Here is a 20,691-nt window from a genome sequence, read left to right as displayed (position 1 = left end):
CACTTTGACTGCCCTCGATATCGACTACGTCCGTCGCCAATTTCCCGCACTCGCCGACGGCTACGGCTACCTGGACAACGCCGGCGGCTCGGCGGTGCTCAAGCCGGTGGCCGAGCGCATCACCGAGTACCTGCTCAACCACGCGGTGCAACTGGGCGCCTCGTACGCGCCATCGGTCAAGGCCGGTGAGAAAGTGCTGGAAGCACGCGCCTCGGTGGCCCAGCTGATCAACGCCCGCCACTCTGAAGAGTGTGTGATGGCCGGTTCGACCACCTTGTTGCTGCAGCTGCTGGCTCGGGCGATTGCGCCGTCGATCAGCGCGGGCGACGAGATCATCGTCACGCACAGCGACCACGAAGCCAACATCGGCCCCTGGCAGCGCCTGTGCCAAGAGCGCGGGGCCACCCTGCGCGTATGGTCGGTGGATCCGTCGAGCCTGGAGCTGGAGCTGCGCGACCTCGAGCAACTTCTCGGGCCGCGCACGCGTTACGTGGCGATGACCCACGCGTCGAACATTCTGGGCAGCGTCAACCCGGTCGCGCAGGTCGCCGAGCGCGTGCACGCCTGCGGTGCCAAGCTGGTGGTGGACGCGGTGGCGTACGCACCGCACCGTCTGGTCGATGTGCAGGCCAGCGGCGCCGACTATTACGTGTTCAGCTTCTACAAAGTGTTCGGCCCGCATTTCGCGGTGCTGTGGGGCAAGCGCGAACTGCTGCTGGAACTGCCCAGCCTCAACCATTTCTTCATCGGCCAGGACGTGCTGCCGTACAAGCTGCAGCCGGGCAACGTCAACTACGAACTGTCCTACGGTTGCATGGGCATCAGTGACTACCTGCTGGACATCGGCCGGCGCCTGGGCACCGCAGGCAGCGAGCGGCAGATCATGCAGGCGGCCTTCGATGCGTTCGAGGTGCAGGAAAACCTCCTGGCCGAGATTCTCCTGGGCTATCTGCGCGAGGCCGACGGCGTACGCATCATCGGCAAACCACGGGTGACCGCGGGCGACCGGGTACCGACCATCAGCTTCGTCGTCGAGGGCGTGCAGTCCGAGGCCATCGTGCGACAGGTGGACGCGGCACGCATCGGCATTCGTTTTGGTGACTTCTATGCCCGTCACTTGATCGAAGAACTGGGCCTGGCACCTCAGGGAGGGGTGGTACGCGTTTCCATTGCGCACTACAACACCGTCGATGAAATGACGCGGCTGGTGGAATGCCTGGCCCGAGCCATCGCAGACCTGCGTCCCAGCTGACCGCCATCGAGCCACTGAACCATGCCATTACCGCACACCCTTGAAGAACTGCGCAGCGCTATTGCGGTGGGGCAGGACAAACTCACTGCGCGCATGCGCGATGCCGCCCAGTACGTGATCGAGCACCCCCATGATGTAGCGCTCAACACGGTCGCGGCCCTGGCCGCGCGTTCGCAGATCCCCGCTTCGGCGTTCATTCGTCTGGCCCAGGCCTTGGGCTTTGGCGGTTTCAGCGACCTGCAGCGGGTGTGCAAGGCGCCGCTGGAGAAAGCCGGGCAGGGCAGCTTCAAGGAACGTATTCGCCACTATCGAGGCGAACAGTTGCTCGACGACCCGACCGATGTGGGCGCCATGCTCGGCGCCTTCAGCCGGGCCAACATCGTCTCCCTCGAACACCTTGCCGAAGGGCAGCAGGTGCAGGCGCTGGAACAGGCCATCGGCTTGCTGCAACAGGCGCGCACCACGTTCGTGGTGGGCATGCGCCGTTCGTTTCCGATGGCTGCCTACCTCAGCTATGCCCTGAGCCGTGTCGGCCGGCGCGCCGTACACATCAGCGGCCTGGGCGGCAGCCTGCGCGAGCAGGTCGGCGCACTGCACGGTGACGACGTGCTGGTGGCGGTGAGCTTCCCTCCTTATTCCCAGGAAACCATCGACGCCTGCACCCAGGCGGTGGCGGCCGGTACGCCGATCGTTGCCATCACCGACAGCTTGCTCAGCCCCATCGGCCAATGCGCTTCGGTGATGATCGAAGTCGACGACGCCGAACTGCTTGGCTTTCGCTCGTTGACCGCCGCGTTCTGCGTGGCCCAGACACTGGCCATGGGCCTGGCCTTCGCCGCAGGTGAAACCTTTGGCGGCATCGACCACGACGCTTTGAAAGATATCGACTGCTGAGGCCCCAGGCCCGGCATTTTGCCCAACCTGCTGGAGAGCCGTACCGTGACATCACCCCTAAGAGATCTGGTCGGCTATGGCCAGCAACGTCCCCAGGGTACCTGGCCCAATGGCGCCCGGCTGGCGATCAGCCTGGTCATCAACTACGAGGAAGGCTCCGAACGGTCCCTGGCCATGGGCGATCCCGATCAGGAAAGCATGACCGAGTGGGGCAGCTATCAGTTTCCCGATGGCGTACGCAACCTGGCCATGGAATCGATGTACGAATACGGCTCGCGGGTCGGTATCTGGCGCATCCTGCAGATTCTGCAGAAGGCCAACGTGCCGGCCACGTTTCATGCCTGCGCGGTGGCCTTCGAGCAGAACCCCGACGTGGCGCGCGCGGCGGTCGAGCTGGGCCATGAAGTATGCAGCCATGGCTACCGTTGGGAGGAAGTGTTCCGCCTCACCGAGGAGCAGGAGCGCGAGCACATTCGCCTGGCCATCGAGTCCTTCCAGCGCACCTGCGGCAAGCGCCCGGTAGGCTGGTACTGCCGCTATGGCGCCAGCGTGCGCACCCGTCGCCTGGTGGCCGAGGAGGGCGGTTTCCTCTATGACTCCGATGCCTACAACGATGACGTGCCGTACTTCGTCGACGTCGAAGGCAAACGCCGCCTGGTGGTGCCGTACACCAGTGACGTCAATGATTTCCGCTACTGGAATTCGCCGGGCTTGTCCCAGGCTTCCGACTTTCTCGAGTACATGAAGGAAAGCTTCGAGGTGCTGCACGAAGAATCTGCAGACGGCCTGCGCATGATGTCCGTCGGCCTGCACCCGCGCATGGTCGGACGCCCGGGCCGGATACGCGCCTTGCAGAAGTTCATCGAGTACGCACAGGGCCACGAAGGCGTGTGGTTCGCCACTCGCGAGCAGATCGCCCAGGCGTGGCTGGAGCGTGACGCTGCCGCAGTGTGAAAGCGGCTCTCTTTACCCGAAGACACTCTCCCACCTGATCGCGCTGTGCTGTTCCTGGCTCAGGTCCAGCACGCTTTCCACGTGGGCGAGGTGATGCAGCATCAGGGCAATGGCACGTTTTTCGTCCTGGGCTTCGATGGCGGCGACGATCGCGCTGTGTTCGTCCTCGGGGCAGGCATGCATCTGCGGACCGTCGTAGAGCGCGTGCATCAGCGACGTCACCGGACACAGCTGGCGCATGATGCGAGTGATGAAGCTGTTGCCACCGATCTCGGCCAGCAGGCTGTGGAAATCCCCGGACAGCTTGATCAAGGCGCGCCGATCCTGGTTCTTGCGCGCCAGGGCCTCCTTTTTCAGGTGGGCATGTAAAGGCTTGCGCTGGGCCTTGGTCGAGCGGTGGATGACATTGCGAATGATCTCCGGTTCAAGCAACCGGCGGGTGGCGAACAGGTCACGGGTTTCCTGCACGGTGGGGCTGGTGACGAACGCGCCTCGGTTGGGGTGCAGCTTGACCAAGCCTTCCTTGGCCAGCGCCATGAGCGCCTGGCGAATCTTGTTGCGGCCCACGCCAAACGCGATCGCAAGTTTCTCCTCGGCCAGCTTGATACCCGGCGGCAGGCGGTGCTCCATGATGGCGATGGTAATGTGTTCGGCGATGCCATCGGCATCCTGTGGTGTGTTCAGATCCATATCCGTTTCCTGACGTACCCTTGCCCGCGGTCAGCCGCGGATGCGCCGACTGATGCCGGTCAATTTTTCCATCACTACCATCATCACCAGGGTGACAATGACCAGCACGCTGGACAGAGCGGCAATGGTGACGTCCAGTTTGCTCTCCAGGTCCTGCCACATGCGGATCGGCAGCATGTCGGTGCGTGCATCGCGCAGGAACAGCGAGACGGCAGTGTTATCGAACGACGACATGAACGCAATGAATGCCCCGGCCGCGATGCCTGGCGCAATCAGCGGCAAGGTAATACGCCGCAACGCGTGCGCTCTCGAAGCACCCAGGCTGGCAGCGCTTTCCAGCAGCGCCGGCGGCAACTGCATCAGCGCCGAAGAGGTGGTACGGATGACGTAGGGTACGCAGACCACGGTGTGACCGATCACTAGCGTCGTCATCGATACCGGCACGCCCAGCTCGCTGAAAAAGATCAATGCCGACAGGCCGAACGCCAGCCCCGGCAGAATCAACGGTGACATGAACAGCGCATCGAGGCAGCGCGCTGTCTTGCTCGTGGAACGGGCGATGGCCAGCGAGGCGGCAGTGCCCATGACCACACACAAAAGCGTGGTCATCGACGCCACCAGAAAGCTGTTCCACGCCGCGAAATGCAGGGTGAACGCCTTGAGCAGGGCGACATACCAGCGTGTCGAGAAGCCCTGAGGCGGAAAGCGCAGCGAGTAGCTGTCGGTGAACGAGACGATCAGCACGATCAGCGTCGGTGCCAGCAACAGGATAAGGGCGGCCCAGGCCACCAGATAGAGGATGCCCTTGAGGGCGATGTCCGACAGGTCGTTTCGACGTCCCATGCTCATGTGGTCGCGTACCCCTTGCTGAGGCGGCCCAAATAGCTCAACAGCGTCACGCAGCCGATCACGGCCACCAGGAACACCAGCGAGATGGCTGCAGCGTATGGCCAGTTCTGCAGGGCCGACGCCTGCTGGTAGATGTACATCGGCATGAACAGCATCTGCCCGCCACCTACCAGAGACTGCGTGATGAAGGCGGTGATGGTTGCCGAGAAGGTCAGCAGGCTGCCAGCGATGATGCCCGGTAGCGACAGCGGCACGGTGATCCGCCGGAAGGTGCGCCAGGCATTGGCGCCCAAGGCGGCGGAGGCATCCTCCAGATTGCTTTCCAGGCGTTGCAAGGTAGTGATCAGGGGCAGGGTCATCAGCGGCAACTGCACATTGGCCAGGGCCCAGATCAATCCTTCGCGGGAGTAGAGCAGGCGCAGTGGCTTGTCGATCCATGCCCAGCCCAGCAGCAGTTCGTTGACGATGCCCTGGCGCCCGAGGATCACTACCCAGGCGAAGGTGCGCACCACCACGCTGGTCAGCAGGGGCATGACGATGATCATCATCAGCACCTTCTGGGTGGTCGGCGAACTGCGCACGTAGGCCCAGGCCAGAGCGTAGCCCAGGGCCAGGCACAGCACGGTAACCTGCACGCCGAGCCACAAGGTATCGCCAAGCACGCGCAGGGCCAGGCCTTCGCCGAAGATCTTCACGTATTGCGCCACGCCCCAGACGCTGACGGCGGTGTCGTCGTGCAGGCTGACCAGCACCAGCAACAACAGCGGCGTGATGAAGAACAGCACGAAGAATGCTGCCAACGGCAGGCCGTAGCGCAGGCTGTACACGGTGACGTCATGGTTTCGGGCGCTCACGTGCCGCACTCCTTACAGCGGGAAGGGATGGCTTCAGGCATGGCTCAGACCTGGATGTCCTTGTTGAAGCGCTCGATCCAGGCCGCCCGGTTCGGATTGATCACCTTCCAGTCCTGAAAGCGAAACCGCGACTTCATTTCTGCCTGATCCTTGGCCAGTGATTCGGCTATCTCGCCAGACATCTTCACCTGCATGTTGGTCGGCACTACCAGGTACGGCGCTTCCATCAGCTGCGATTGCACCTGGGGCGACATCGACGCCTCGATCAAGGCGAAAGCCAGATCGCGATTCGGTGAGTTCTTGACGATATGGATACTGGTCTTGAACGCGATCGCGCCTTCCTTGGGCGCCACCCATTCCACCGGTACGCCACGGGCCTTGAGGATCTGGATGGCGTTGAAGTTGCCTGGGCTGATGTCGATCTGGCCTTGCTGGAACAGCGACGCCAGTTGACCGGGGTTGGCGGCGACGGCGGCCAGGTTGGGCTTGAGTTTGGCCAGCAGTTCAAAGGCCGGTTCGATGTTGCTGTCCGAGCCGCCATGCAGTTTGGCCAGCTCGACCATGAAGCCGGTGCCCAGGGAGGAGTTCATGTTGGTGATGCCTACCCGGCCCTTGTACTCGGGCTTCCACAGGTCCATCCAGGAGTCGGGAGGGGTCTGGATAGTGTCCGGGTTATAGGTCAGGCCGACGATCTGATAGAAGATGCTCGGCCCCATCGGGTCTTGGGCTTCGGGCATCAGCTGCTGGTAGTAGGCGCTGTCCGCCACCGGGTAGGGCTCGATCAAGCCCTGTTCGATGGCGGTCAGGGCAGGGCCCGGATCGTGCAGCATGACGTCGATGGGCGGATGTTCACGGGAGGCCATGACCTTGGAGATCTGGTCGACAGAGATCATCGGGTCGAGAATGATGTTTCCGTCTTTCATGTGTTCCAGCGCGGCAGGCACCAGCACGGCCTTGTGTGCTTCTTCCCAGCTGCCGGTAAACGTCGCGAACACCAGATTGCGCGCCTGGGCCATGGTCAACTGCGGGAAAAGCTGCAGTGCACCCAGGGCCAGGGCGGATTGCATGATGCGTCTGCGGGATATATCCATCGTCGATTCCTCGTGCGGGTCAGTTCAGGGCTACAGGCTGGGCGCGGTAAACGTAGTGATCGCGTGGGCGCTGATAGGCCTCAGGCTTACCTGAGTGCCGGGCTTCAATGGCTCGGCACCCAGGCCGCGTGGCGAAGCGATCTTGATCCGCTGTCCGCCGGGCGTGAGCATTTCGTGGACGATCGAAGGGCCCAGCGGCAGGCCGAGTTCGACCTGTGCGGGAAATCCGTCGCCTGCCTCTGTCAGCTCCAGATTCTCCGGACGAATGCACGCCACCACGGCGCTGCCGGGCCGGGCGTCGCGCGGCGTACGGCAGGCCAGCAGGCTGCCGTCGGCCAGGCGTATCCGAGCCGACTCCCCGGCGTAGCTTTCCAGGGTCCCGGGCAGCACGTTGGCGCTGCCGACGAAGGTATTGACGAACAGGCTGCTGGGCGAATCGTAGATTTTCGAAGGCGCGGCGAACTGCTCCAGCCGGCCGGCGTTGAGCACCGCCACGCGGTCGGCCATCGACAGCGCTTCCTCCTGGTCGTGGGTGACCATCACGCAGGTCACGCCCGACTGGCGCTGGAGCCGCTTGATCTCGATCTGCATGTCCATGCGCAGGCTTTTGTCCAGGGCCGAGAACGGTTCGTCGAGCAACAGGATGCGCGGTTCCACGGCCAATGCCCGGGCCAGCGCCACGCGCTGCTGCTGGCCACCGGAAAGCTGGCGCGGATAGCGGTCGGCCAGATGACCCAGCTGGATCATCTCGAGCATTTCATCGATGCGCTGCTTGCGCCGCGAGCGTGGCACGCCGCGCGCATCCAGACCGTAGGCGATGTTTTCGGCCACGCTCAGGTGGGGAAACAAGGCGTAGTTCTGGAACACGATGCCGATGTCGCGGTGATGCGGGGGCAGGTGGTCGATGAGCTTGCCGCCGATCACCACCTTGCCCGAGGTCTGCGGCTGGAACCCGCCGATGATGCGCAGCAGGGTGGTTTTGCCACAGCCGGAGGGGCCCAGCAGCGCCACCAGTTCGCCGGCGGCTACTTCCAGGGTGATGTGGTCGACCGCCGGAGCTGCACCGGCGTACTGATGGAAGATGTCGTCCAGGGTGAGGTCGAAACCGGCGGTTGCAGTCGTCATGCGGTGGCTCGCAGTGCTGAACTAGGTTATCTGGCTCGAAGCAATGCATGTGCCAAGCAGGATAAAGCCGGTCATCCCACGGTTTAACTCGTTGTTTTAAATGAACCGATAGCTGGATACGGGTTACCTTGGTATCAGGATTGTGCACAAAATAGTTAACTAAATATTGCACTGAATCAGTGCTAAATCTAATCATGTTCACCATTATGTCGCTCGCCAGCCGCCTTGACCTGCTTGCCCGCACCCGCTGTTACGGGCCCTGCGTCCGGCGGCGCGGATCTTGCTGAAACAGCGGTATCAGCCTTTCGCAGTGGAGTAACCCATGGATATTCATCGTCTCAAGGCGCAGCAGATCGCTCACCTGGTCAACACCCGCCAGCTGAGCGCGGTCGAGGTGGCGACAGCGGTGTGCGATCGTCTCGAGCGGTTGAATCCGTCGCTCAATGCGTTCATCGATTACCAGCGGGCTGACGTGCTGGCTCGAGCGCGTACCAGCGACCAGCGGGTCGCCGCCAAGCAATACCTGCCTTTGGCCGGCGTACCGTTCAGCGTCAAGGACAACCTCTGGTTGGGCGGCCGACCGGCGACTTTCGGTTCCAGGGTGTTTGCCGACTTCGTGGCGCCGCGCGATTCGTGGTGCGTGCAACGCCTTGGCGAACTGGGCGGCGTGGCGCTCGGGATGACCAACTGCTCCGAGTTTGCCTGCAAGGGCATCACCACCAATCCGCTGCACGGCACTACCCGCAACCCGTGGAACCTCGAGCTGACCCCCGGCGGGTCGTCGGGCGGCGCGGTGGCTGCAGTGGCGGCCGGGTTGGGACCATTGGCCCTGGCCACCGACGCCGGCGGCTCCACCCGGCGACCGGCCGCGCACACCGGGCTGGTCGGCTTCAAGCCGAGCCTGGGTGCCGTGCCCAATCCCTGGGGGTTCGCCGACCCGAACCATCTGCTCTCGGTGATCGGTCAACTGGGACGCGATGTCGAGGACGTTGCACTCATGGCCCGCAGTTTGTTCGCCTGGTGCCCCTCCGACCCCTTGTCGCAGCCACATTTTAGCGCTCAGTCGCTAGCCCCGACGCCGCGAGCGCCGCGCTCGCTGCGCATTGCCTGGTCGCCGGATCTGGGGCTGGGCCTGCCACTGGACAGCGATGTTGCCAGTGCGATGGTTGCCGCGCTGGCAACGCTGGAGCGCGATGGCTGGTCCATCGAGCTGGCCAGCCCGTGCTGGCCAGGCGGCCTGGAAGGCTATGCGCTGCTGGGCTTGCAGCACACGGCGCTGGCTGCGCAATTCGGTGCGCTGGCGGATGAGCAGTTGCAGCAGCTGGATCCGGATATTCTGGCGCAGATAGAGCTGGGCAGAGCGTTGTCCGGGGTGCAAACCGCGCGTCTGCTAGCGTTGCGCAATGGGTTGTCGATAACCCTGGCCGCGTTTTTCGATGACTACGATCTGCTGTTGTGCCCGACCGCACCGGTAGAAGCCTGGGCCGTGGGGCAGCTGGGGCCCGCCACCATCGGCGGCCAGCCGGCGGGGCCGCGCGGACATGCCGGCTATACCCCGGTGTTCAACTACTGCGGGGTACCCGCACTGTCGTTGCCCTGCGGGTTCGGCAAGCAGGGACTTCCGGTAGGCCTGCAGGTGATCGCACCGCGCTACATGGACGGGCGCGTGCTTCAGGCCGCCGCGGAAATGGAGCGGGTGCTGGGCCTGTCGTTCGAGGCGCCCATGCTGCGCAACCAAGGTATCCCCCAACCCCTGTAGCAGCGGCGCAAGCCGCGTCGGCGGCACATGCGGTTTGGCAGGCACACCGCGGTGAACCCGGACGCGGCTTGCGCCGCTGCTACAGGAGGGCCTGCAAGCCCGCTGGCAAGCCTTGGTTGGGTTTGGCGGGTGGGCGGGCGAAGCTGCCTTGGGTGGCCCGACCGGCCTGCAGGCGGTGCAACAACTGCGCCTGGGCCACGCCGCACGAGACTCCATCCACCACCGGAACCGGCAATCGTCCGGCCAACCCCCGTGCCAGCCCGGCCAACGGGGCACCGGCAAGAATCAGAACATCGGCGCCGTCTTCGTTCACCGCCAGATGACTTAACTCCAAAAGACGCGCGGCATGATCCTCTTGCACGCTGCCGGCATCACGCAGTGGACGGTCCAGGTGACGAATGCTGGCCAGGCGGTCGAGCATGCCATTCTGTGCCACGCACTCGCGGTACCAACTGGTGATGCGCCGGGAGATGGCGATGATCGAGATCCGCTGGCCCAGCTGCGCGGCCGTCATCAGGGCCGCCTCGGTCATGCCCACCACCGGCACGTCCAGCACTTCCTTGAGTGCGAGCAGGCCCGGATCGCCGAACGCCGCCACCAGCACGGCGTCATAGCTGCCCTGACGTTCTCCGGCGATAACGGCGGCCGCGTGGGCGCCGAGCAAGGCTTCGAAGCGGGTTTCGATGTAGGCCACGCCACTGGGTGCCGTGGCCATCTGGATCTGCGTGTCCGTTGCTGCGGTGCGGCGCGCTTCCGTCTCGATCAGGTCGGTGACGCTCTGGGAGATATTGGGGTTGATGATCAGCAGTCTCATGGCGACTCCGGGCGGTCGGGTGGCGTTAGCCGAAAATAGCGTGCAGGTCGACCTCGGCCTCATCTTCCAGCGACAGGTCGAGCGTGGCCTCGATATGGTCGAGGTGGCCCAGCATCAAGCCGATGGCTGCCTCGACCTCACCCTGTTCCATGGCCTCGACGATTTCGGTGTGCTCATGGTTGGGGCAGGCAGGCACGTTCGGCGAGTCGTACAGCAGAATGATCAAGCAGGTCAGCGAGGACAGCTCGCGCATCAGTTTGACCAGGGGCGGGCTGTCGACCATCTGCGCGATCAGCAGATGAAACTCGCCGGACAGGCGAATCACCGCGCGCTTGTCGCCTGTCTCGCGCGCGGCGCGTTCTTCGGCCACATGGGCGTGCAGGCGACGAAACTGCTGGCTGTCGGCCTTGGCCACCAGGCTGCGGATCAGCGCGGGCTCGAGAATGCGTCTGGCCTGGAAAATATGCCGGGCTTCTTCCACCGAGGGGCTGGCAATGAAGGCGCCGCGATTGGGGATAGTGGTGACGATCCCTTCGTGGGCCAACCGCGCGAGCACCTCGCGGATGCGTGTGCGATTGACCTGGAACACCCCGGCCAACTTCTCTTCCACCAGCTTGGTGCCGGGGATCAGGCGATGTTCCATCACGGCGTTGAGGATGCGCTCGTAGATTCCATCGCGGGTACTGCCGGTGCCCAGGATCTGCCCAGTGCTGCGGGCCTTGCGAGGTGCAGGAGAAAGTGTTTCCGAGTTGAGCACGTGCGCGATCCTCGTCAGCCTGATTACGGTCAATGGTGGATTGTCACAAAATGGTGAGCGATTGTCCAAACATGCACCGTCGCAACTCATTCGCCGCTACGGACTGCTTTATTGAGCCTGCTCATCTCGTCACCACGGGAGCCGCCGCCGAACGTGAAAGCGCCACCGCGCGATCACACAAGCCCCGCCGTACAGGGCCTGGACCCCATGGGCGCCCATGGAAAACCATGCGGTTTTCAAGCGGTGCCACAAACATGGCATAGCCGTTGCAAACTCTTTGCCACAAAGCCTCAGCCTTTAGTGACAATTGGAGAAGCCCGATGCCAGCTATTCGTTCGTCCACTACCTTGCTCAAGCGTGCCGTTTCGGCCTTGTTGTTGAGCCTCGGCATGATGGCCATGTCCCACGCCGACGAAGCCAAGCCGGTCAAGCTCGGTTATGCCAAATGCGCCCACTGCACGCCGTTGTCCCTGACGCCGCAAAACGCCACCGGGGTGAAACTCGACGCCATTGCCTTCAACACCGGCAACGATGTGCTCACAGCGCTGCTGTCCAAGAGCATCGACGTGGCGCAGGTCACCTACCTGCATTACGCCACGGCGCTGGACAAGGGGTTCGACGTGGTGGCCGTGTCCGGGCAGATCAACGGCGGCTCGCAGATTCTGGTGGGCAACGACCTGCCGCTGCAGCCAGGCGACTGGGTCGGCTTGAAGGCGCTCATCGACAAGTACAAGGCCGAAGACAAGCCGTTCCGGGTCGCCGCCTCGCGCGGCAATGCGCAGGATATCCATATGCGTGGGGCGTTCCTCAAGCACGGCATCGATATCAACAAGGATGTGCAATTCATCAACATCCCCAACCCGTCTGACCACGTGCAGGCACTGCGCCGCGGCGAAGTGGAGCTGATCACTTCGGTGGACCCGTTCGCCACCCAGATCCGCGAGGTCAAGGCGGCCAAGTTCTTCGACTTTCCCTACGACCAGGCGGCTGGCAAGTTGACCAACCTGATCGTTACCCGCTCCGATGTGATCGAGGACAACCGCAAGGGCGTCGAGGAAACCGTGCGTTCCATCGTCAAGGTCAATGACCTGATGGCCAGCGACAAGCCGCTGTTCATCGACACCATCCAGAAAGTCACCGGCCTGGACAAGGCCATCGCCACCGGCGCAGTCGACAACCTCTACCCCGACTACGCCATGCACCGCGCTTCTGCCGTAGCCATTGCGCAAATGATGCGCGACCTCAAGTACATCAGCACCGATGTCAGCGAGCAGGTAGAGAAGAACCTGGACTACAGCTTTCTGGAAGCGGTGACCGGCAAGCCGAAAACCGAGCTGGGGTATTGAGATGAAAAGTACCGCCATCAAGGCGCACGGGGTCGGGCGAGGGCATGGCCCGTCCCTGGCCCGGCGCCTGTACAAACGCATCGAACGCGGCATCGTGCCGGTGTTGCTGCTGGTCGGCTGGGAGATCTTTTCCCGCTCCGGGATTTTGCCGCGCGCGCTCCTGCCGGCGCCGTCCCAAGTCATCATCGCCTGGGCAGACTGGGTCTTTGCCACCGATGGCAATACGCAAAGCTACAGCGGCCACTGGATTCTCGATGTGGCGGCCAGTTCGTTCCGGGTGTTCGCAGGCTTTGCCCTGGCCGCCTTGCTGGGCATCGGCGCGGGCATGGCCATCGGTTGGTCGCGCACCGCAGAAAACCTGTTCGAGCCGGTGCTGCAGATTCTGCGCCCGATCCCGCCGGTGTCCTGGATTCCCCTGGCGATCATCTGGTTCGGCATTGCCGACAAGCCGGCGATCTTCCTGGTGTTCATGGGCGCATTCTTCCCGGTGCTGTTGAGCACCATTCACGGCGTCAAGAACTGCGACCGCAACCTGTTGCGGGCAGGCGCCATGACCGGTGGTACGCCAAGTAGGCTATTGCTCTACATCGTCTTCCCGGCGGCGCTGCCGAGCATCTTCTCCGGCCTGCGCATCGCCATCGGCTCGGCGTGGATGCTCACCGTCACCGCCGAAATGGTCGCGGTTAAAAGCGGCGTCGGCTACGTGCTGTGGGATTCCTATTACTTCCTGCGCTACGACATCGTCATCGCTTCCATGGTCAGCATCGGCCTGCTGGGCTTTCTCAGCGACTATGCGATCAAGCGCGTGGGTGCGTACCTGCTGCGCTGGCAACGTGGTTCCACTTTGCAGAAGGAGGGCTGAGGCATGGCACTGATCACCATCGACCGCGTCTCGCGCGTGTTCGAAGACCCCAAGCGACCCACCGGCATCGTGGCCCTGGACGATGTCAGCCTGACCGTGGCACGCAACGAATTTCTCTGCCTGCTGGGCCCCAGTGGCTGCGGCAAGTCGACCCTGCTGAACATGATCGCCGGCTTCGACCACCCCACCCACGGCACGGTCAGTGTCGGCGGGCAGTCGATCACCGCACCGGGGGCAGACCGTGGCGTGGTGTTCCAGCAGGCCAACCTGATGCCTTGGTTGCCGGTCTGGGAGAACGTTGCGTTCCACTTGAAGATGCGCGGTGTGGGCAAGGAGATACGCCGGGAGAAGGCGCAGAAATTCATCGAAATGGTGGGCCTGGCCGGCTTCGAGAATCACTTCCCCAGCGAGCTGTCCGGCGGCATGAATCAGCGCGTGGGTATTGCCCGAGCCTTGCTGATGAACCCTGAGGTGATCCTCATGGACGAGCCCTTCGGTGCGTTGGACGAGCAGACCAAGATGGACATGCACGCCGAGCTGATCCGGATCTGGCGCGAAAGTCAGAGCACCATCGTGTTCGTCACCCATGGTATCGATGAGTCGCTGGCCCTGGGTACCCATGTCGCCGTGATGTCGGCACGTCCGGGACGCATTCGCGAGCTGCTGCCGATCGAGCTCGAACGTCCGCGCGACCCGACCAGCAAGGCCTTCAATGACTACAAGCGGCATATCCTGTCGCTGCTGCGGCCGGAACCTGTGCGGGAAAGCGTCTGAGATGAAGACGCTGATCACCGGCAGCAGTGGCTTCGTCGGCCTGGCGTTGAGCGAGCACTTGCTGGCGGCGGGTGAGGACGTGATCGGCTTCGACCTGGGGCCGATACCTGCGCAGGCGCAGGCTGCGTTCGCCAGACTGCCGGGGCGGTTCACCGAGCATCGAGGTGATGTGCGTGACGCGACGGACCTGCGCATGGTCATGGGTCGTCATCGCCCCCAGCGAGTGGTGACCCTGGCCGCCATCACCGCCGATGCCGAGCGCGAGCGATTGGCGCCCCAGGCGATCTTCGAAGTGAACGTGGGCGGGGTGCTTGCGGCCATCGGCGCGAGCGCCGAGTGCGGCGTGTCGCGGCTGGTGCACATCAGCTCGGGCTCGGTCTACGGCACCACCGGGCGTCACGCGCCGTTGCTCGACGAAGCACGTTCCGCCCTGGCCCCTGAGGGCCTGTACGGCCAATCCAAGCGCAGCGCCGAGGACGCGGCGCGGCGCCTTGCCCAACTGCATGGGTTGCCCTTGGTCATCGGCCGCCTGGGCACTTGCTTCGGGCCCTGGGAAGCCGACACCGGCGTGCGCGACACCCTCAGCGCACCGCTGCAGTTGTTGCAAGTGGCCCGCCGTGGCGGCACGGCGATCCTGGCGCGCGACAGCCTGCGCGACTGGCTGTATGTCCGCGACGCCGCGCGGGCTATCGGCTGCCTGCTGGACCAGCCGCAGTGGCGATATCCCCTCTACAACCTGGCGGCGGGTTTCCAATGGCCGCTCAGTCAATGGTGCACGCGTCTGGCCACACGCTTCCCGGACTTTCGCTGGCGTCTGGCGGCGCCGGGTGAAACACCGAACATCGAGCTGTACGCCGACTACGACCGGGCGAGCATGGCGCTCGACCGTCTGCGCGAAGACTGCGGTTTCGTTCCGCGATTCGACATCGACGCTGCCGATCACGACTTTCATCACTGGCTTGCCCACGTGGCAGGCCCCCAGACAACGGTGAACCCATGACCCCCACCCCTTTGGCGAACTCATCGAGCATGGCGGGCCAGGTGTGCATCGTCACCGGTGCGGCCTCCGGCATCGGCCGCGCCATTGCCTGGCACCTGGCAAGCCACGGTGCCTGCGTGGTCATCGCCGATGTCACCACGGCTGTCATCGAGGGCGGCGAGCCAACCGCCGACCTGATTCGCGCCGCTGGCCACCAGGCCCTGTTCGTGCAGACCGACGTCGCCGACAGCGCGCAGGTCGAGACGCTGTTCGCTACCACGGTGGCGCGCTTCGGGCGCCTCGATGTGCTGGTCAACAACGCCTGCATCCGCCACGCCCGGCCTTTGCTCGAACTCGACGAGGCCGACTGGCAGCGTGTCCTGGACGTCAATCTGGGGGGTGTCTACCGCTGTTGCCGGGCTGCCGTGCGGCAAATGGCCGGCCAGGCGCTGGTGGGCGAAACCCGCGGGCGCATCGTCAACCTGTCTTCGCAACACGGCATGATTGCCGCGCCCCACGACTTGGCCTATGGCGTGAGCAAGGCGGCTGTGGATTACCTCACCCGGCAGGTCGCCAGCGACTATGCCGGGCAGCGCATCGTCTGCAACGCGGTGGCGCCCGGCAAGATCCAGACCGGCGCCGGTGGCCGGGCAGTCGACCCGGCGGTGATGGAGCGGGCCACGCGGCGTACCCCCTGGCCGCGGTTGGGCCATCCCGACGATGTCGCCAAGGCCGTGCTGTTTCTGGCCAGCGCCGAGGCCAGCTTCATCACCGGCACCACGTTGATGGTGGACGGCGGGTGGATGGCCGCATGATCGACAACCCACTGGATCTACTGATTACCGGCGCCGTGCTGCTGGATCCGGTCGACGGCCTTGCGCAGTCCGCAAGCCTGGGCATCCGTGGCCAACGCATCGCCCACGTCGGGCCAGCCGACCAGGCTGCGCCCAAAGCCGTGCGGCATCTGCACTTGCCGGGCCGAGTGGTGGTGCCCGGCTTCGTCAATACCCATTACCATGCCGGCCTGAATTTCGTCCGGGGGGTGGCGCCGGACTGCGGCTTCGCGCCGTCCTACACCCCCGGCCTGCCACAGGCTTCATGGCTCAGCCCGGAAGAAGCACTGGCGTTGTCCCGCCTCGGTGCACTCGAAGCGCTGCGGGCGGGTTGCACCACGCTTGTGGACAGCTTCGTGCATGCCGAGCGCACCGTGGCAGGCATGGCCGAAACGGGTATGCGGCTGTTTGCCAGCCAACGTCTGGCCGATGTCGATTTCGCTTCGGTGCTGCAGGGCACGCGGCGCTTCGACCTGAAGCGTGGCCTGGCCCAGCTGGATCACGCCGAGGCCTTCGTCGAACGCTGGGCAGGGCAGGCCGACGGACGTATCCAGGCCCACCTGACCGCTCACGCACCCGACACCTGCTCGCTGGACTTCCTGCGCCAGATCGATGCCTTGGCCCGCCGCCATGGTCTGCAGATCAGCACGCACCTGGCGCAGAGCCAGGACGAACTGGATTGGGTGCGTGCTACCCACGGCCGCTCGCCGGTGCAACTGCTCGATGAGCTGGGCATGCTCGATTCGCGCCTGCTGGCCGGTCACTGCATTCACGTGGATGACGAGGACATCGCCCGCATCGGCGCCTCCGGTGCCCATGTCGTGCACATCCCGGTCGGCAACGCCATGTCCGGACGGGTAGCGCCCACGCGTCGCCTGCTGCAGGCCGGCGCGCGCCTGTGCCTGGCGACCGACACCATGCACGGCGACATGATCGAGGTGATGCGCTGGGCGCTGGCGGTAGGGCGGTTGAGTGCCGGGCGGGTAGCCGACGACTGGCAACCGCGCGACGTGCTGCGCATGGCCACCGTCAACGGCGCCGCGGCGCTGGGTTGGGGCGACCATCTGGGTCGATTGGCGGTCGGCCAGTTGGCTGACCTGGCCATCATCGACTATCGACAGCTCCACCTCACTCCCTGCATCGATGCGTTGGGCAGTTTGGTGCACAACGCCACCGGAGCCGACGTCGAAACCGTGATCGTCGACGGTCGGGTGGTGATCGACCAAGGCCGCTCGACCCAGGTCGACGAAGCCTGTGTACGTGCCGCAGCCGACACCGTGTGCCGCGACCTGTGGCAACGTTGCGAAAACCCTCTGCGCGCCTATCCTTCCTCGCACGCGATCACTGGAGGTCCAGCATGACCCGCCGTATTCGCCTGGGCGTGCTTACGCCTTCCTCGAACACTGCACTGGAGCCGCTGACCCAGGCGTTGATAGCCAGCCTCCCGGAAGTCAGCGTGCATTTCTCACGCTTCAGTGTCACCCAGATCGCCCTCAGCGCCGACGCGCTGGGCCAGTTCCAGCGCGAGCGGATTCTGGACGCGGCGCGCTTGCTGGCCGATGCCCATGTCGATGTCATCGGCTGGAGCGGTACCTCTGCCGGATGGCTGGGTTTCGAGACCGACGTGGCGCTGTGCCAGGCCATTACCGAGGCCACGGCGATACCGGCGACGACCTCGGTGCTGGCACTGAACAAGGCGCTGCAGCGCTTCGGCATTCGCCGCCTGGGCCTGGTCTCGCCGTATCTGGCGAATGTACAGGCAAGGATCGTTGCCAACTATGCCGCTCTGGGTATCGATGCCAGCGCCGAAAGCCACCTGTCGCTGCAGGACAATTTCTCCTTTGCCGAAGTGGACGAGGCCACCCTGGATCGTCAGGTGGCCGAGGTGGTCGCGGCCGGTGCCGAGGCCATCTCCACCTTCTGCACCAACCTGCACGCCGCCCACCGCGCCGAGCCCTGGGAGCGCCAGCACGGGGTACCGGTGTTCGACACGGTGACGACGGTGCTCTGGGACATGTTGAACATGACCGGCGTGGACACACGTCGCTTGACCGGCTGGGGCCGGCTACTGCTTGAAGAGGCTTGATATGCAACCTTTCGATACGGTTATTCGCAACGCTCGCGTGGTCACTGCCGCAGACACCTTCACCAGTGACATCGGCATTCGCGACGGGCGCATCGTTGCCCTGGCCCTGGAGCTGCCCCCAGGCCTTGCGGAAATCGACGCGGCCGGCCGGCACGTGACCCCCGGCGGCATCGACAGCCATGTGCACCTGGACCAACCCACCGGCGACGGCTCGGTCATGGCCGACGACTTTTTCAGCGGCACGGTGTCGGCGGCCTGCGGCGGGACCACCACGGTGATTCCTTTCGCCTGTCAGCAGAAGGGTGAAACCCTGCGTGCAGCAGTGGATGACTACCATCGCCGGGCAGGCAACAAGCCGGTCATCGACTACGCGTTTCACCTGATCGTCACCGACCCCACGCCGCAGGTCCTGCGTGAGGAATTGCCGGCACTGATCGCCGAGGGCTATACCTCGTTCAAGATCTACATGACCTACGACGCGCTGAAACTGGGTGACCGAGAGATTCTCGAAACCCTGTCCGTGGCCCGTCGCGAAGGCGCCATGGTCATGTTGCATGCCGAGAACAGCGACTGCATCGCCTGGCTCACCGAGCGGCTGCTGGCGGCCGGGCTCAGCGCGCCGCGCTACCACGCCAGCTCGCGACCCATGCTGGTGGAACGCGAGGCCACGCACCGCGCCATTGCCTTGGCCGAACTGGTGGATGTGCCCATTCTCATCGTCCACGTGTCGGGTCGCGAGGCCGTGGAGCAGATTCGCTGGGCGCAGAGCCACGGTTTGAAGGTGTATGCCGAAACCTGCCCGCAATACCTGTTTCTGACCGCCGACTCGCTGGGCTGCGACGACAGCTTCGAAGGCGCCAAATGCATCTGCAGCCCACCGCCTCGGGACGCCGCAAACCAGCAGGTGATCTGGGACGGGCTGGAAAACGGCTCGTTCGAGATCTTCTCGTCCGACCACGCGCCGTTTCGTTACGACGGCCCTGATGGCAAGAAGGCCCACGGCGAAGACGTGTCGTTCGACCAGATCGCCAACGGCATTCCCGGTGTGGAAACACGCATGGCGCTGTTGTGGTCCGAAGGCGTGCGCACCGGGCGCATCACGGCGCAAAGTTTCGTCGCGCTGACGTCGACCAACGCTGCGAAGATGTACGGGCTGTACCCGCGCAAGGGCAGTATCGCCATCGGCGCCGATGCCGATCTGGTGATCTGGGACGAAGGGCAGCCGGTGTCGATCAGCAACGAGATGCTGCACCACAACGTCGACTACACCCCTTACGCCGGCATGCAGCTGAGCGCCTGGCCGGCCATCACCCTGTCGCGCGGCGAAGTGGTATGGGACGGTGAGCCTCGCGGCGAAGCGGGGCGGGGCCAGTTTTTGCCCTGCGAGCGTCCGGCACCGGCGCAGGTGCGTCGGCGCAACACCGAGTTGCCGCTGTGAGCGCGGTCGAGCAGGTGGCGCAGCGGCTCATTCGCGCCTGGCGCGAGGGTCGGCGGCAGCCGGTCGAAGGTTTGCGTCTGGACAGCGAGGCGCAGGCGTATGACGTGCAGCGGCGGGTGGCCGAGGCGATGGGCTGGTTTGCCCACGCGCCCGCGCGGGCCTGGAAACTGGGAGGTGCGCCGGGCAGCCTCATCAGTGCCGCAGGCGTGCCGGCCGGTACCGTGCGCGCATCCGGTTGGCAGGTGCCGCCCGGGCACTGCCACGCGTTGGGTATCGAAGGCGAGCTGTTCGTGCGCTTGTCCCGGGATCTGGACGAACACACCGACCTGGCCGCCGCCTATGCGGCCATCGACGCCTGGATGCCGGGCATCGAGTTGTGCGATACGCGCTGGGTCGACGGCATCCAGGCCGATGCCCTGCTGCGACTGGCCGACCAGCAGCTCAACCGTGAGTTGATCGTTGGCCTGCCTGTAACGCTGGCGTCCATCCCCGACTGGTCGGCCCAGGCCGCCACGCTGCGCGTCGACGGCGAACAAGTGGTACGTGGGCTGGGTAGCCACCCGTTCCGCGAACCGTTGAACTCCCTGCCGTGGCTGGCGCGACACGCTGTCGCACTGGGCAACCCGCTGCGCGCGGGCGATCTGATCGCCACCGGAAGCTGGACCGGCATCCACTGGGCGCCCCCAGGCGCCAGCATCGAAGTCGACTTCCCCGGCATCGGCACCGTAACCCTCGCCACCTGACCCACCGCGTTGCGCCCTTCGCGGCCACGGACCGCTCCTACAGTGGTCATGCGCTGCCACGGGGATCGAGCGCCATCTCCCGTAGGAGCGGTCATCGGCCGCGAAAGTTGCGCCGCGGTATGCTTGCCGCCTGCGCTGGCCCCTTCGCGGCCACGGACCGCTCCTGCGGGGAGGGGGTGTGGCGCCGGTCGTTGCCCCCGCGCATTCGCCGGGAAAAAAGAGTAGAGTGGCGCGCTTTTCCGATCTGCCCAAAGTTTTTCCATGAAAAGTTCCGCACCCGCTGCACCCAAGCGCTTCACCCTCAAGGTCGCCCTCTGGCTGCTCGACAGCCCCCGCCTGGGCCACAAGGTCAACGTCAAGCACCTGGCCGGGCGCATGCTCAAGCAGCCCGCGCGCGAAGGCGTGGTGGTCGCGCAGAGCCGCCTCGGCCAGTTGATGTGCCGCGATTGTGGCAACGCCCGTGACCAGCGCATCGGTCAGCAACTCCTGCGGCAGGCCGCCCGCGCCGGCGATGCGGGCGCACAGAACGCACTGAGCGATCTGCGTCGCGACTGACACTCGGTTTGCCCCAGGCGGCCAATGGCCTCAGAC

21 protein-coding genes are annotated in these 20,691 nt (G+C 64.7%); 14 read left to right on the top strand and 7 right to left on the bottom strand.

Going from position 1 to position 20,691, the window contains the following annotated elements; genetic code table 11:
* Window positions 1–4: 4 nt before the first annotated feature.
* The 3 genes from H7993_RS06610 to H7993_RS06600 are packed head-to-tail and all read left to right on the top strand — an operon-like array spanning window position 5 to window position 3,100.
* On the top strand, window positions 5–1,252 hold the full coding sequence (locus H7993_RS06610; protein ID WP_185793853.1) for a cysteine desulfurase-like protein: 1,248 nt from the start codon (window positions 5–7) through the stop codon (window positions 1,250–1,252).
* A gap of 21 nt (window positions 1,253–1,273) precedes the next feature.
* Window positions 1,274–2,146, top strand: a complete 873-nt coding sequence (locus H7993_RS06605; protein ID WP_185793852.1) for a MurR/RpiR family transcriptional regulator — start codon at window positions 1,274–1,276, stop codon at window positions 2,144–2,146.
* Between the two features lie 45 nt (window positions 2,147–2,191).
* Window positions 2,192–3,100 carry a polysaccharide deacetylase family protein gene (locus H7993_RS06600; protein ID WP_185793851.1) on the top strand — a complete coding sequence of 303 codons (909 nt, stop codon included), beginning with the start codon at window positions 2,192–2,194 and terminating at the stop codon, window positions 3,098–3,100.
* Window positions 3,101–3,112: 12 nt separating this feature from the next.
* On the opposite strand, the gene H7993_RS06595 is transcribed toward H7993_RS06600, so the two are convergent.
* Genes H7993_RS06595 through H7993_RS06575 form a run of 5 tightly spaced genes read right to left on the bottom strand, consistent with a single transcriptional unit; the run spans window position 3,113 to window position 7,709 of the window.
* Window positions 3,113–3,790 carry a GntR family transcriptional regulator gene (locus tag H7993_RS06595; protein WP_185793850.1) on the bottom strand — a complete coding sequence of 226 codons (678 nt, stop codon included), beginning with the start codon at window positions 3,788–3,790 and terminating at the stop codon, window positions 3,113–3,115.
* Window positions 3,791–3,820: 30 nt separating this feature from the next.
* Window positions 3,821–4,639 (bottom strand): ABC transporter permease, encoded by an 819-nt coding sequence (locus H7993_RS06590; RefSeq protein ID WP_185793849.1) that lies wholly within the window; start codon window positions 4,637–4,639, stop codon window positions 3,821–3,823.
* Entirely contained in the window at window positions 4,636–5,493 is an 858-nt protein-coding gene (locus H7993_RS06585; protein ID WP_185793848.1) for an ABC transporter permease subunit, read from the bottom strand. The genes H7993_RS06590 and H7993_RS06585 overlap by 4 nt, the downstream gene beginning before the upstream one ends.
* Before the next feature lie 44 nt (window positions 5,494–5,537).
* Window positions 5,538–6,584, bottom strand: coding sequence for an ABC transporter substrate-binding protein (locus H7993_RS06580; protein ID WP_185793847.1), 1,047 nt, complete (start codon window positions 6,582–6,584; stop codon window positions 5,538–5,540).
* A 30-nt stretch (window positions 6,585–6,614) separates the two neighbouring features.
* Window positions 6,615–7,709 carry an ABC transporter ATP-binding protein gene (locus H7993_RS06575; protein ID WP_185793846.1) on the bottom strand — a complete coding sequence of 365 codons (1,095 nt, stop codon included), beginning with the start codon at window positions 7,707–7,709 and terminating at the stop codon, window positions 6,615–6,617.
* 322 nt (window positions 7,710–8,031) lie between these two features.
* Here H7993_RS06575 and H7993_RS06570 point away from each other — a divergent pair, with 322 nt between their 5' ends.
* The gene (locus tag H7993_RS06570; RefSeq protein ID WP_206682969.1) at window positions 8,032–9,468 is read left to right on the top strand and encodes an amidase; all 1,437 of its coding nucleotides are present in this window, start codon (window positions 8,032–8,034) and stop codon (window positions 9,466–9,468) included.
* A gap of 79 nt (window positions 9,469–9,547) precedes the next feature.
* Here H7993_RS06570 and H7993_RS06565 read toward each other — a convergent pair whose 3' ends face one another.
* Both H7993_RS06565 and H7993_RS06560 read right to left on the bottom strand, forming a co-directional pair.
* Window positions 9,548–10,282, bottom strand: coding sequence for an aspartate/glutamate racemase family protein (locus tag H7993_RS06565; RefSeq protein ID WP_185793845.1), 735 nt, complete (start codon window positions 10,280–10,282; stop codon window positions 9,548–9,550).
* Between the two features lie 25 nt (window positions 10,283–10,307).
* A complete protein-coding gene (locus H7993_RS06560; protein WP_342345034.1) occupies window positions 10,308–11,039 on the bottom strand; it encodes a GntR family transcriptional regulator in 732 nt (243 codons plus the stop codon).
* 320 nt (window positions 11,040–11,359) lie between these two features.
* Here H7993_RS06560 and H7993_RS06555 point away from each other — a divergent pair, with 320 nt between their 5' ends.
* From H7993_RS06555 to H7993_RS06510, 10 genes are all read left to right on the top strand, one after another.
* On the top strand, window positions 11,360–12,385 hold the full coding sequence (locus tag H7993_RS06555; RefSeq protein ID WP_185793843.1) for an ABC transporter substrate-binding protein: 1,026 nt from the start codon (window positions 11,360–11,362) through the stop codon (window positions 12,383–12,385).
* Between the two features lies 1 nt (window position 12,386).
* On the top strand, window positions 12,387–13,247 hold the full coding sequence (locus H7993_RS06550) for an ABC transporter permease (protein WP_122479152.1): 861 nt from the start codon (window positions 12,387–12,389) through the stop codon (window positions 13,245–13,247).
* A gap of 3 nt (window positions 13,248–13,250) precedes the next feature.
* Window positions 13,251–14,021 carry an ABC transporter ATP-binding protein gene (locus H7993_RS06545; RefSeq protein WP_185793842.1) on the top strand — a complete coding sequence of 257 codons (771 nt, stop codon included), beginning with the start codon at window positions 13,251–13,253 and terminating at the stop codon, window positions 14,019–14,021.
* A gap of 1 nt (window position 14,022) precedes the next feature.
* Window positions 14,023–15,021, top strand: coding sequence for an NAD-dependent epimerase/dehydratase family protein (locus tag H7993_RS06540; RefSeq protein WP_185793841.1), 999 nt, complete (start codon window positions 14,023–14,025; stop codon window positions 15,019–15,021).
* Complete coding sequence (locus H7993_RS06535; RefSeq protein ID WP_206682968.1) at window positions 15,018–15,815, top strand: SDR family NAD(P)-dependent oxidoreductase; 798 nt, start codon at window positions 15,018–15,020, stop codon at window positions 15,813–15,815. Before H7993_RS06540 ends, H7993_RS06535 begins: the two co-directional genes overlap by 4 nt.
* Window positions 15,812–17,194 (top strand): amidohydrolase family protein, encoded by a 1,383-nt coding sequence (locus tag H7993_RS06530; RefSeq protein WP_185793840.1) that lies wholly within the window; start codon window positions 15,812–15,814, stop codon window positions 17,192–17,194. The genes H7993_RS06535 and H7993_RS06530 overlap by 4 nt, the downstream gene beginning before the upstream one ends.
* Window positions 17,191–17,919, top strand: a complete 729-nt coding sequence (locus H7993_RS06525) for a maleate cis-trans isomerase family protein (protein ID WP_185793839.1) — start codon at window positions 17,191–17,193, stop codon at window positions 17,917–17,919. Before H7993_RS06530 ends, H7993_RS06525 begins: the two co-directional genes overlap by 4 nt.
* Window position 17,920: 1 nt before the next feature.
* A complete protein-coding gene (gene hydA / locus H7993_RS06520) occupies window positions 17,921–19,357 on the top strand; it encodes a dihydropyrimidinase (RefSeq protein ID WP_185793838.1) in 1,437 nt (478 codons plus the stop codon).
* Window positions 19,354–20,100, top strand: a complete 747-nt coding sequence (locus tag H7993_RS06515) for a fumarylacetoacetate hydrolase family protein (RefSeq protein WP_185793837.1) — start codon at window positions 19,354–19,356, stop codon at window positions 20,098–20,100. Before hydA ends, H7993_RS06515 begins: the two co-directional genes overlap by 4 nt.
* Before the next feature lie 261 nt (window positions 20,101–20,361).
* Window positions 20,362–20,655 carry an SEL1-like repeat protein gene (locus tag H7993_RS06510; protein WP_122479144.1) on the top strand — a complete coding sequence of 98 codons (294 nt, stop codon included), beginning with the start codon at window positions 20,362–20,364 and terminating at the stop codon, window positions 20,653–20,655.
* Window positions 20,656–20,691: the final 36 nt, after the last annotated feature.

This window comes from Pseudomonas baltica (assembly GCF_014235765.1).
Lineage (GTDB): Bacteria > Pseudomonadota > Gammaproteobacteria > Pseudomonadales > Pseudomonadaceae > Aquipseudomonas > Aquipseudomonas baltica.
This window is presented reverse-complemented; position numbering and strand designations above follow the sequence as displayed.